At 39.3% G+C, this 11,404-nt stretch carries 13 protein-coding genes; 6 read left to right on the top strand and 7 right to left on the bottom strand.

The genetic code is table 11. The features are described 5' to 3' along the window. Positions 1 to 53: 53 nt before the first annotated feature. The 3 genes from H6G76_RS34995 to H6G76_RS34985 all read left to right on the top strand — a co-directional run bounded on the left by H6G76_RS34995 (position 54) and on the right by H6G76_RS34985 (position 2,457). A complete protein-coding gene (locus H6G76_RS34995; RefSeq protein WP_190710781.1) occupies positions 54 to 1,067 on the top strand; it encodes a DUF6745 domain-containing protein in 1,014 nt (337 codons plus the stop codon). 328 nt (positions 1,068 to 1,395) lie between these two features. Next, the gene (locus H6G76_RS34990) at positions 1,396 to 1,824 is read left to right on the top strand and encodes a DUF1186 domain-containing protein (RefSeq protein ID WP_313934888.1); all 429 of its coding nucleotides are present in this window, start codon (positions 1,396 to 1,398) and stop codon (positions 1,822 to 1,824) included. Positions 1,825 to 1,869: 45 nt separating this feature from the next. Then, a complete protein-coding gene (locus H6G76_RS34985; RefSeq protein WP_313934887.1) occupies positions 1,870 to 2,457 on the top strand; it encodes a hypothetical protein in 588 nt (195 codons plus the stop codon). 37 nt (positions 2,458 to 2,494) lie between these two features. Here H6G76_RS34985 and H6G76_RS34980 read toward each other — a convergent pair whose 3' ends face one another. After that, positions 2,495 to 2,938: a hypothetical protein gene (locus tag H6G76_RS34980; protein WP_190710780.1), complete on the bottom strand. Its 444-nt coding sequence runs from the start codon at positions 2,936 to 2,938 to the stop codon at positions 2,495 to 2,497. 164 nt (positions 2,939 to 3,102) lie between these two features. Between H6G76_RS34980 and H6G76_RS34975 the strand changes: the two genes are divergently transcribed. Next, positions 3,103 to 3,516 (top strand): hypothetical protein, encoded by a 414-nt coding sequence (locus tag H6G76_RS34975; RefSeq protein ID WP_190710779.1) that lies wholly within the window; start codon positions 3,103 to 3,105, stop codon positions 3,514 to 3,516. A 33-nt stretch (positions 3,517 to 3,549) separates the two neighbouring features. On the opposite strand, the gene H6G76_RS34970 is transcribed toward H6G76_RS34975, so the two are convergent. The 3 genes from H6G76_RS34970 to H6G76_RS34960 all read right to left on the bottom strand — a co-directional run bounded on the left by H6G76_RS34970 (position 3,550) and on the right by H6G76_RS34960 (position 4,605). Then, on the bottom strand, positions 3,550 to 3,879 hold the full coding sequence (locus H6G76_RS34970) for a hypothetical protein (protein ID WP_242056666.1): 330 nt from the start codon (positions 3,877 to 3,879) through the stop codon (positions 3,550 to 3,552). 121 nt (positions 3,880 to 4,000) lie between these two features. Then, positions 4,001 to 4,288: a hypothetical protein gene (locus H6G76_RS34965; protein ID WP_190710778.1), complete on the bottom strand. Its 288-nt coding sequence runs from the start codon at positions 4,286 to 4,288 to the stop codon at positions 4,001 to 4,003. Positions 4,289 to 4,434: 146 nt separating this feature from the next. Beyond that, the gene (locus tag H6G76_RS34960) at positions 4,435 to 4,605 is read right to left on the bottom strand and encodes a hypothetical protein (protein ID WP_190710783.1); all 171 of its coding nucleotides are present in this window, start codon (positions 4,603 to 4,605) and stop codon (positions 4,435 to 4,437) included. Between the two features lie 124 nt (positions 4,606 to 4,729). Between H6G76_RS34960 and H6G76_RS37945 the strand changes: the two genes are divergently transcribed. Next, entirely contained in the window at positions 4,730 to 6,739 is a 2,010-nt protein-coding gene (locus tag H6G76_RS37945; protein WP_190710777.1) for a calcium-binding protein, read from the top strand. 917 nt (positions 6,740 to 7,656) lie between these two features. Here H6G76_RS37945 and H6G76_RS34950 read toward each other — a convergent pair. Beyond that, entirely contained in the window at positions 7,657 to 8,547 is an 891-nt protein-coding gene (locus H6G76_RS34950) for a hypothetical protein (protein ID WP_190710776.1), read from the bottom strand. Between the two features lie 587 nt (positions 8,548 to 9,134). Between H6G76_RS34950 and H6G76_RS34945 the strand changes: the two genes are divergently transcribed. After that, entirely contained in the window at positions 9,135 to 9,437 is a 303-nt protein-coding gene (locus H6G76_RS34945) for a hypothetical protein (RefSeq protein WP_190710775.1), read from the top strand. Here the strand turns inward: H6G76_RS34945 and H6G76_RS34940 are convergent. Together H6G76_RS34940 and H6G76_RS36755 are read right to left on the bottom strand one after the other, a co-directional pair. After that, on the bottom strand, positions 9,376 to 9,897 hold the full coding sequence (locus H6G76_RS34940) for a hypothetical protein (RefSeq protein WP_190710774.1): 522 nt from the start codon (positions 9,895 to 9,897) through the stop codon (positions 9,376 to 9,378). The genes H6G76_RS34945 and H6G76_RS34940 overlap by 62 nt on opposite strands. Before the next feature lie 407 nt (positions 9,898 to 10,304). Next, on the bottom strand, positions 10,305 to 10,721 hold the full coding sequence (locus H6G76_RS36755) for a hypothetical protein (protein ID WP_199337632.1): 417 nt from the start codon (positions 10,719 to 10,721) through the stop codon (positions 10,305 to 10,307). Positions 10,722 to 11,404: the final 683 nt, after the last annotated feature.

The following is an 11,404-nucleotide window of genomic DNA, read 5'->3' as shown; positions in this document are numbered from 1 at the left end:
TTTCAGTGTGCGGAACACAAAGATGAATTTAGCTGCTATGGCAGTGCGTTTTAATGGCTAAGAATTTGCCATCCTCAGAAAAGGAACTCATTATCTCCCAAACTAAATCTCAGTGGCAAAATATCAGCAGCACGCCCCTGGATTTAGAGCAAGCAACAATTGCAATTCAGGCATTGTATAAATTTGCCGGATTAGCGCAACCAGAAGTTCAGTTTGTTGAGAGTCCAGTAGCAGCAAGGGAGCAGATTGAGCAAGAAAGTACGCAGTCTGACTGTATGTTAGCCCAGTTATGGGAAGTATTACGCGAAGATTTGTGGCACTCTCTCTGTTGTAGTCTCGGCACATTACAAAATGAATTAACCCACTGCATTAGAAATCCCTTGTCTGAGTTATGGGAACGCTCTTTCCAACGCATTATGTTGGATAGATTAACTGAGGTTTTAGGAGATTTTTTAGGAGATTGTTTATTACCAGAATGGGGTATTTGCTGGGCAGCAATGTTTGTAGCAGCACATCAGCTAGGAGTGACACTGGCACAAGACAAATACAATCTGTTTTGCAACTATATGCAACAGGTTGGTTGGATGTTTCCTTATGAAGGAGTGGCGATCGCAATTCAGCGTCCTCTGATTCGCCGCAATAGTGCAGGCGAAATTCATGGAGAAGGAATTCCTGCTATCGAGTTTTCCGACGGTTGTGGTGTCTATGCCTATCGGGGTATTAATCTGCCAGAGAAGTATGGTCAAGCCCATCCAACAAATTGGCGTGCCGAGTGGCTACTAGAACAAAGAAATGCTGAACTGCGGCGCGTTTTGATCCAAGGCATTGGCTATGAACGAATTTATCAACAGTTGCAAGCGAAGGAATACGATCGCTGGCAAGAATACACCTTATTGCAAATTGAGTCTGAGGTTGACGTTGAACCCATACACTTGCTGAAAATGACTTGTCCCAGTACAGGGTTTACTCATGTATTGCGAGTTCCACCAGATATCAGTTCTGCCCGTGAATCGATTCGCTGGGTAAATTGGGGGATCGATCCGACTGAGTTTGCTGTTCAAAGCTGATATTTATGCTCGTGCGCTTTTGGGGTTATCGCTCTATACAGTATCATCCATCCAACCACATTCTGAGTTTGAGCAATCCCAGTGTACTCTTGAGGTGTGATCGCGTTCATACTCAGCACCACATCTTGGACACCTGCCAGTAAATAAAGGATGCCAGTCAAGTAATTCTAACTGCTGCTGTTGTGTCCATCTTTGACGCGGCTGTAGAATTAACTCGCCGTTGTAATAGCTTGTTCCCTCTGGATGCCATTGTTCATCAACTGGGGCAGTTGGGTCTTCTCGGAAATCTAAGCAGTGATCCCCTTCGACCCTCAGTAGAGAACAGGTTATACAATATTATGCCAAGCTGTTTTCTACTTTAGATAAAGAAGATTATGATATCCAAACTACTTTAGTAACCAATAGCGCACAGCTTTGTGCAGTCGAACTGCAAGAACAAATAAATCGGGCTTTTGAACAAGACTCGGTTGATTTGTTTTTTATTGACCAAGAAGAGGTCAGCACTTATCTAGTAGTAGAAACAGAAGAAGCCTTAAATAGACTACGTAAAGATCCAAAGTATTCTTTTATTAAAGATGTTGTTTCAGAAATGGAGAATTGGATCTGTTTTCAACCACAAGAAAGACATCCATCATATAACATTTTTATTCCAGAAGGATTTAGCCTTGGAGCATCTAAAAAATCTAAAAGTAAAGATAGGGACAAGAAAAAAATGCAAAAGCAATCTCGGAGAAAAAATCGCTCCAAAAAGAAATGAATTATCAATCTTGGTAAAACTTTTTGAGATAAAGCAAGTATTAGAGTGATTGCTAAAATGCCAATACAGTACATTAATAGAAAAGAACAGATGTATTATCTTCATCAAGGCACTACCAAAACTGGTAAGCCAAAGTATTTCTTCTCTATGAAAGCTGAAGGAAATATATTAGAAGCTATCCCTGAAGGTTATGAAATTTATGAAAATCCTAACGCTCAAGTTTTTCTCCGGAAAATTCAACCTAAAATTATCACTGATGAAGAAAAAATGATTGTAGAGTCAGGGATGAAGAAATTTTCTAAATTACCGGATTATCAGATAGACATCAAGCAAGAAATAATTACTATATATACACCTAATCAGAATGTTAATTTATTATCAGAACTGCTGAGTTTCTCTTCAGGGGATAAATTAAAAGAAGCAGAAACTATACTTAAGCGTTCCATTTCTTACTCACCAATGCTTAAGTTTGTTTTAATTGATGAACCCAAACGGATATTTATCACACAAAGATACTGCTTTTTAGGAAGAATTGATGATTGGATTCAAGTTGGTGAGCCAAGTAACCTTAATAATCTTGTAAACAACTATGTCAAACACTTGGGTCAAGAGTCATTTTTTGAGCTTCATTAATAATGCTTAAAATTTCAGAGAATTTTTAAGATTATGTTTATTTGCTACGATACCAACCTGCCGGAATGACTTGAAAATCCCAAACATCTTTAAAAACATATATGCGTCCAATCATTTCTGACGGAGACAGCAAATTTTTATCTCCTTCTTTCCAATCCTTTTTGTCAACTGTACCCATAACTAAATAATTATTTCCAATGATTTCCGGGTTAGTTCCCATGAAAGCAGCAGCCATCAATGGTTCAATTTCTTGCTTTTTGGCAATGATTAAATCACAGCTTGGACAATATTTGCACTGTTTGTTTAGAAGAAATAGCTGTTGTGGCTCGATGTGAATCACTAAAGGAAACTTCCGAACTTTCGTTTTGTTTTCACATTTTGGACATTTAGTAAAGGCACAGTCTTCATAAGGATTGAGAAAAAATCTATGTCGTTGCTTTAGAGATTTAAGCTTTGATTTATCCGAACTAGTTTTAGCCATTTTCTTAATTTAATGAATAATCAAAACTGCTAAATAATCTGCTTATTGCTTGAGCAATATATTCCTAAAATTAAAATTAATATAATTAGAAAATGCCTTAATAGGGAGCTTAATATATTTTGATAAAATTTGCTTAAAATAATAAGTATTTATATAGTCTGGATATGGCTTTAATCACCAGAACAATTACGATTAACGTGCAGGCTGACGAGAATAATCAGTATATTTGTCAGTTATCGTCCCCTATTGAGTCAAGCTCAAATGAGATTCGCAGCTTAGGACAAAGCGAAGAACACGCTATAGCCAACGCATTAGAACAGTTAGCCAGCCAATACCGCCAGATTGTCGAGGAGCGTCAAAATAAGGATTGGGAAGTAGTAGAGCATTCGGCTGCTGGTGAACCAATTCAAAAGCGTTACCATGTGATTTTGCATTACGAACGTATTAGAAAAGCTGAGTCTAAATTTGATGCTTTACAGGACACGCTGTTAGGAAATACAGTGGTTGAGAATGCCAAAGTTAACTTGATAGAGATTGATAACAATCTGCCAATCCAGCCTCTAAACTTGATAACCTAATCACTTTCTATTTTGCTGGGAGAACTAGCTGCCTTACTTAAACGGCTGTCCCCACAGATCCCAGTTCTCCTTGTTGAAAGGACTACGCCATTTCAATATCAACGGCAACTCCAACTGTTGCCGTGCGCGTCGCTCAACTGGAGCATCCCACCAGAATGCTGCATTAACAGCCGTCGTCAACCCATATCGAGAATGCAAATCTTGGTAACTAGCAATGTAATCTTTGCAGTCATGAATCCCTTTCCATCGCTTGTTACTGCGGCAAGTTTCCCCAACATACAGCACTAGCCCAACTGCCGAATCCAAAATAAAATACAAACAAGCCTCACCGGGACTATCAGCAGGTTTTCGGTAGAAAGACATTGGGACAAGCTGTAGCTTCAGATCAATTCAAAATTCAAAATTATGAATTCAAAATTGAAGATCAATCTTGATTTTGTATTTTGAATTTTTATAGATTATAAGTCTAGCTCCTAAATTTATTTCAAAGTATTATCATTTTGCATTTTGAATTTTGAATTTTGAATTCAAAAAGGTCACAGTGGTTGGGGGTGAGGTCGAATAAAGATGTTTGCTGTGGCGGCTGCGATTGCCTAACCTGTTGCTGATGAGTGAGTATGCGGGATTTCCACTCTTGTAAAGCATCAGCACTCATCAGCAGAGTGTTTGCTTTACTGCCGTAGCAGGGTGTAATTGTATTGTTGGCGAAAAGATAGAGTTGTTGGGGTTCCAAAGGTGTTTGTTGAGTGCAACCAGAGTCATGATCAGGCATCACAACATAGAGATGACAATGGTGATCGCTCCTTTTGTTCACATAGTTTGATTTTATTGCACCGACTTACTTAATTGCATTTTTTTTGTCCCTTATATTTCAAAGTTAAGTCTTGATTTGCTTGAACAAATTAGAGATTATGCTCATTAGATAAAGCACATCAAACTTTTCCACAGATGAGGAACTAATTTTTGAGAAACATAAGCTACGAATTTCAGTTCGTTAGTTGCACCTAAAATACTATATTGAATAATCACCAGTGATGGAATAGCACCATAAGAATTGAGGCAAAGGTTAGGGGAGTGTTGATTACTCACGACTGTGAAAAAGCTGGGTTTATAGTTAGCACTTTGTTATATTTGTTCACGGGACTGTAGTTGAAATAATTTTCGTTTTCTCGGCAATAATCAATAAACATAAATCAAGGTTAGGAATTAATTCATGGCAACTTTTACATTTGAGCCAACAACAACCTTTGAAGTTATAGATACTTCTCCATTTGATGGTCAAGGTGATGCAGATGAAGTGTTTCCTGGTAACTTCGATACTGTAGTTCTCGGTTCAAGTGGAGAAAACAGCGAAAATGCCGAATTCGATATCAGTGGATTTTTTCTTCCTTCTCAAGAAATCATTACTAACGCAACATTTCAAGTTGAGATTTCCAGCACAGAGGTAGGGGGCTTAGGAGTTGGCTTTGGCGAAAACCCAACACTTCTGGGCGTGGCTGGTTATGTAGGTAATGGCTTAGTTGATGCTGCCGATTTTCAAGCTGGAAGTTTAATAGATGCCGTAGATATCTCATCAATTTTTGTTGGTCAAGTACTGACATTTGACATTAGTGATTTTGTCAAAAACCTAGTTAGTAATGGTGATTCATTTGTTGGTTTAGCTGTCCGAGCTTTAGACTTTGGAGGTTTGGCACTTTCTCATAATCCCAAACTAACAATCACCACAACAACAGGGTTAACAGGACTGCTACTAGAAGGCACAGATGCAAACGACACCCTCAATGGCAGTGCTGACAATGATAGCCTCAATGGTAGTTCTGGCAATGATGTTCTCAACGGTGATGCTGGCAATGATGTCCTCAACGGTGATGCTGGCAATGATGTCCTCAACGGTGATGCTGGCAATGATAGCCTCAATGGTAGTTCTGGTAATGATAGCCTGTACGGCTTTGATGGCGATGATATCCTCAGTGGTAGTGCTGGCAATGATTACCTGAATGGCGGTGCTGGGATTAATACAATAGTTGAAACTGGAACAGATTTAATTAAATTTACTTTAACTAACAACAAACTCACTACCACAACCATCTTGGGTAATAGCATAGATAGGCTCTTAAATATTGAGCAGGCTCAGTTAAAAGGTGATAGCGCAGATAATATCCTCGATGCCTCTAAATTCACCTTAGGGAATGTCACCCTCGAAGGTGCTACTGGTAATGATCTTCTCAAAGGTGGTACTGGCAATGATATTCTGCGTGGCGATTTAGTTGGTTTGAATAATTCCACTCCTACTGGTAACGATACATTAGATGGTGGTGCAGGTAACGACTCACTCAGTGGTGGTGGTGGTAATGATGTTCTTGACGGCGGAATAGGTGACGATACCCTCAGCGCTGGGACAGCGGATGATACCTTGTTTGGCGGTGCGGGTAATGACTCACTCAGTGGCGGAACAGGCAATGATGTTCTTGATGGCGGTGCGGGTAGTAATACTCTGGTGGGAGGCAGTGGTAATGATACTTTCTACGTACACAGCATTAACGACATCATCGTTGAATCGTCTTTTCCAGACACAGACACAGTTATATCTTCTCTAGACTGGCAATTAGGAGCTAACCTAGAAAACTTAGTACTTACTAGGAGCCGTACTATTAATGGCATTGGAAATAGCCTCAACAATACTTTGACTGGCAATAATAGTGCTAATACTTTAGCTGGGCGTGATGGTAACGATCAACTATTGGGACTAGCAGGCCAAGACACCCTCGATGGTGGCAATGGTAATGATACTTTAGATGGTGGTGCAGGCAATGACGAGCTTATTGGTGGAGTCGGTGCAGATGTCTTGACTGGTGGTGAGGGTCGTGATAATTTCTTGTTGCGTATTCCCAACTACAACAGTTACGATCCCTATTATCGTTATCCTTATTTCAATCCGCCTAGCGATGGCTTTGATACTATCACTGACTACAGTATTGCTGACGACAAGCTGGTAGTTTCTATCGCCGAATTTGGGCTAGCTCAACCTTTAGGTATACTTAAATCCAACATTTTCCGACTTGGTAGCTCTGCAACAAGTGCAAGCGAGCGTTTCATTTACGATCAATCCACTGGGAATTTATTTTTTGATACTGATGGTAGTGGTAGTGCTTCCCAAGTTCAGATTGCAAAGCTTTCAAGTCAGGTAGCACTGACTAATACTAACATTGTCCTCATTGCATAGACTGTTCGTATCAAGATTATCTCACTTCTCCACAGATTGGGCTACTGTGATTTTACCCCCCGTATGACCAAATTTTGAACCATAGCGTGACCAAAAATTAACGTAATTTCAAGCTTTTGAGCAAATCTTCAACCTAACTTTATGAATCAAATTATGTCCGCGTGTTTTAAATGTGAACCATAATGCAACCCAAAGTTTTATTTTTTGACTTGGTAAAAAATGCAGAGCAAGACACACTAATTTACCTCTTAAATTTTAAACTTTCGGTCAAAACTTGGTTCAAAATGCCCACAATATGGTTCAAAAATATGTTTAGCCAAAAATTGAGTGATAAAGCGATGCCTGCGGCGGGCTGCGCCTACGCCTGAAATCTGAATTTTTATTTCTCTCTCATCGCGGTACGGTACAAATGAACTCTTTGACCATGTTCCTTGCTGTAATTAAGTTTTGAGTTTTTTGAACTCCATTTATAGCTTTGAACTATATGTTGTCCTAGTACAGAGTGAAGTATTTCGTGACCGTTTGGCTAAATTATCGTTCAAATCACAGCTACTACCCTTATATAGTTCATTCTCAATAACCCTCTTTTGACACTTTAGGAGAATCCAATCGCTCAAACAGTTACGGGGCTTTAATTTTTACTTTTTGTCTATAAATTTTAGTTTCTGTTAACAGATACCGATTTAGCATCCTTAGAAGAATTGCTGTTCAGTGCTGAAGCAGTTGAAAGCCGAGAGCGATTTGAGGAAGTCTGCGGGAAGAACCTCAAACCAATTAGAAAATAAAGCCTCAAATCTTAATGAAATCAAAGTTTTAGACTTAAAACCGAATGGTGTTAAGGCTCATGTGCAACCTCGTCTGGGCTATCTTGTTGGGGGTAGGGTTGCAGGGTTGTGCTGTAATCTATGGATATTTTTCTAGAAAGCGCAGAAATAGATTGCCTGCTCATCCACTTTCTGCATTTTGCCCTTCACTGATGCAACAACGCTGTAACCTTGACCTTCATAACTAGGTTGCCAAAATACAATCATGGGTGCTGATTTAGCGTTAGCTTGAAAAGCACCAATTGGGAAAGGTATTCCTGGTGTCCCATCAAAATTAGGAAATTTAACAGGCTCAGGGTCATCGCCTTGGATATAGAACTGTTTCTCCACGGCATTGTAAGCTATCCGAGAATTGATCAATATACTTAAGCGCACTTGATCTTTAGTTTGTTTTTGCATCACAATAGTTGCTCCGCCAGCCTTCCAAGCGCGTGCTTGTGATGGTTTGCGTTTGTTAACAGGTAATACGCTCGTAGGAACTTCAGATAAATTCAACGCTTGTAAAGTCAACGATTTTGCTTCTTTAGCTATGTTCGCGGGTAAAAGCCAAACAGGCCCGAATGGAAAACGTTTAGGTGCGGTAAACGTTGCCATTTTTGTTTTATTCTGTTCACAACCAAAAGGTTCTTCTTTAGAACGACGAAACTTTACCTGTTGTTTGATTCCTCCTGCGATCCCAACTAAGGATGTACCGGGTTTAACTTGATCCCATACATCTGAGAACAGTGCAACCTGGGCATCCGCATTCACAGGTAGCAAAGGCAAAAATGTGCCGTTTTTATTTGCTGTAGTTGCAAAACCCAACCATCCTGTCATTGCTGACTGTGGTGGTGTAGTACTGTTTGCTTGAGCTACTGATGTTTGTGGTTGATTGGCGATAGTCTGTAAGGCTTGATTGGGAGCAAAGGATTTAGACAAAACCGCAGTGCTGGAAATTAATGCTAACAATGGGCTGAGAAAAAATAACCTGAGTTTTTTTTGCATTGATGATGAAACATTGTATTGTTGAATTTTTCTAGTCAGCAGTGGTCATAAATTGATTTTTTCTGACTAGGTTGTAGTCAGCCACAAACTACTTCTATAACAGCTATCAACTTACTAGCTATGAATAATGCAAAAAATTACATAACTTTATAAACTGCTGAAAGCGGTAAAAGCAAAGGCAGTAATCACATTGCGATTCAGGGATGATTAATTGTATAGAAAACCGCCCTCCAAGATTTTCTGGCTGGCATTTAATAAACCGCATACAAAACGAAGCCCTAAATTTTTATTAGGGCTTTTTAAGTATAAAAAGATGTGGCTGTTGGTAATGGAATTGCTGGGAAGGAAAGCTGGCGATCAACTAGGGATATTGCGCTCGCGCCTCTCAAACGCAATATCCCGTTAACAGATGTAGATTTAGCATCGCATCTTTAGAAGAATTGCTGTTCAATGGATTAATTAGCATAATCTCAACTGGTAGCGTAAGATTTGAGCCTCCCACGGGCGCGATCGCACGCTCCCGCAAAATATGAAACAAGCACATTTTACCGATATTTCTCAAAGCTTTACTGTATAAGGGTTTTAAAATGTGCAAGTTAAGAGTTGCTGGTTGGTGTCAGATTGCAGAGATCATCGAACCGTCTAAGATTATCGCCCTTCCGCCTGACATTGGCTATTGGATTGATACCAGCCGTGTCGGTATTAAATCTTGTGCAAAGATTCGGTTTACTAGCAAGTTGTTAGAAAAACCTCTGTTACGGGAAAACTTAAAACAAGACCCTGTGCTGAAAAATCTGATTGTCATTCGCTCCTCCGAATGCTACCATTTCACGGAATCAGAGGTTCTGGATATGCGGAAGTTAATATCCATTCACCTCTTACTTGAATAAAGCTAAAAACCACATTTGCTGCCACATAAGACTCTCTCGTGGTACAAAGTCCATTTGCATCAGCTCCAGTACATTTTACAGCTTCGAATGGTACTGGTAATTTTAATACTTCTACAGATACCACTTGTTGTACCGCACCACTTGTACAAGCCTTTGGATTTAGAATTAACTGATAGAATCTCCAAGCTGCTTCAAATTTGCTTCGATCTGCAAAAAGTGTTTTACCTGCTTGTGAGCGGCCTTGTGGTGGGGCTAAACCATCAATATGCTGTGTTACATGACCTCCAGCCGCTGTATTATTATCAACAATAGCACTGTTTATAACAGTTTGAATTTCTCGGCAGATAGCCGCAGACGCTGATGATGGGTTTAAAATAATGCTAATACTGGAAAATAAGAAAGCAGAGATTAGGAATGGAGGAGGAAAACTTGACCTTACTAAGTTAATTTTTTTTCTCATATTTACCTCACTTGCTTAGTTTTAAACAACTGAATGTACAGAGTTAGAAAAAAGTTGAAAACTTCAGGAGTAAAAATGTACGGGATTTGTGAAATCCTTGCAGCACCAGGATATAAAAAAAGCACCCAACCTCATGCTATTAAAAGATTTTTAGGATAAGAATTCAGAAATCAGGAGTCAGAATTCAGCATCAATTCTGTACGAGTGGTTGATGAATATTGGTTAACAAAGTGTAGGGGTTTAAATCCCCGGCTTCTATCAAGCAAGCCGCAAGTGTTGTGGCGGGGTCTAAATCCCCGTTACAACACGGAAAAAGCAAATTGCGAATTGGAGTTGACTCCTGTTTTATATTTTAGATATCTTTGCTTCGGCAACTGTACCGATGCTACTAGATATCAGTCTGGCGTTCATGGAGCTACTGTTGATGGAGCTGGCGTTGATGGATTATTAGCACAAACTTGAAAGGCTGTTTGAGCGCCAGTTGGATTGGCAATATATAAACTTCTTTGGTTAGGATTTTGAAGTAATGAACCGTTAGTGACGTTTGTTAATTCAACTGGATCTGTTCCACCAGATACATCTCTCATCACGTTAAAATTAACACCATCTGGGCCACTCCATCTTAAACTAGTTGCACAACCTTGAGTTGAAAAATTTCCGCTTGAGCGATTTATTTGACCAAGTTGGGGTTGAGCTTCACTAGTAATGCAAGCACAGATACTACTAGATTGAGCTAATACGGGAGTTATATGTAGTGTTACCACTGAAGACGGTGCTAAAACTATAAAAGAGGAAATTCCTACTACCAATTGATTAAGCTTCATTAAAATATACCTTTACTAAATCTGAATTCTGAAGAATGTTTATCACCAGATAAGTAAAAAAAAACCTGATAATGTATACAGCAATTGTGATAATAAAATTTTGTTATAACAATAACCCTTAGTAAGTAGACGAACAGCAGTTAGTATGCTACTAGCTTGATAGCTGATATTTAATGTGAATTAAAAAATGCCGTTATTCAGAGGCACAGCAAAAACAATTCAAAATTCAAAATTCAAAATTATTTGGAATTGCTCTGCTTGGTTTTGACTATTATTGCTGCAATTATCTTGATGAGTTCTTCACTCTCATTAGACTGAAACACTCATACGCTGGAATATTTGAGCATTGATTGATGTGGGTTTCCAAACCTCATTACCCCTCACGGGGACTAAAACGAGAAGTTATCTTTCAAACCAAAACTAGATAAAAGTTTCCAAACCTCATTACCCCTCACGGGGACTGAAACCCAAGAGAATGCCGCAACGCCAGATACTGCCGAATGGGAGTTTCCAAACCTCATTACCCCTCACGGGGATTAAAACTATTAGCAATTTTGTAAATCACGAGCTGCTAAACTCAGCGATCGCCACAAGAGCATTTACTTCTGCCCATCAGTAATTTTCCCCAAAAGGGGATGATATCACATAAAATATTGAATCATTCTTCGACTCAACCCACACGA

This window comes from Nostoc sp. FACHB-152 (assembly GCF_014697475.1).
GTDB lineage: Bacteria > Cyanobacteriota > Cyanobacteriia > Cyanobacteriales > Nostocaceae > Nostoc_B.
Note: the sequence above shows the minus strand (reverse complement) of the source record. Positions and strands in the feature narration are given on the sequence as shown.

Bases quoted from the DNA above. Each gene is read 5' to 3' on its own strand.
- H6G76_RS34965 (WP_190710778.1), bottom strand. From the start codon at position 4,288: ATGCCTGATCATGACTCTGGTTGCACTCAACAAACACCTTTGGAACCC.
- H6G76_RS34945 (WP_190710775.1), top strand. From the start codon at position 9,135: ATGTGCAAGTTAAGAGTTGCTGGTTGGTGTCAGATTGCAGAGATCATC.
- H6G76_RS34995 (WP_190710781.1), top strand. From the start codon at position 54: ATGGCTAAGAATTTGCCATCCTCAGAAAAGGAACTCATTATCTCCCAA.
- H6G76_RS34940 (WP_190710774.1), bottom strand. From the start codon at position 9,897: ATGAGAAAAAAAATTAACTTAGTAAGGTCAAGTTTTCCTCCTCCATTC.
- H6G76_RS37945 (WP_190710777.1), top strand. From the start codon at position 4,730: ATGGCAACTTTTACATTTGAGCCAACAACAACCTTTGAAGTTATAGAT.
- H6G76_RS34970 (WP_242056666.1), bottom strand. From the start codon at position 3,879: ATGTCTTTCTACCGAAAACCTGCTGATAGTCCCGGTGAGGCTTGTTTG.
- H6G76_RS34980 (WP_190710780.1), bottom strand. From the start codon at position 2,938: ATGGCTAAAACTAGTTCGGATAAATCAAAGCTTAAATCTCTAAAGCAA.
- H6G76_RS34950 (WP_190710776.1), bottom strand. From the start codon at position 8,547: ATGCAAAAAAAACTCAGGTTATTTTTTCTCAGCCCATTGTTAGCATTA.
- H6G76_RS36755 (WP_199337632.1), bottom strand. From the start codon at position 10,721: ATGAAGCTTAATCAATTGGTAGTAGGAATTTCCTCTTTTATAGTTTTA.
- H6G76_RS34975 (WP_190710779.1), top strand. From the start codon at position 3,103: ATGGCTTTAATCACCAGAACAATTACGATTAACGTGCAGGCTGACGAG.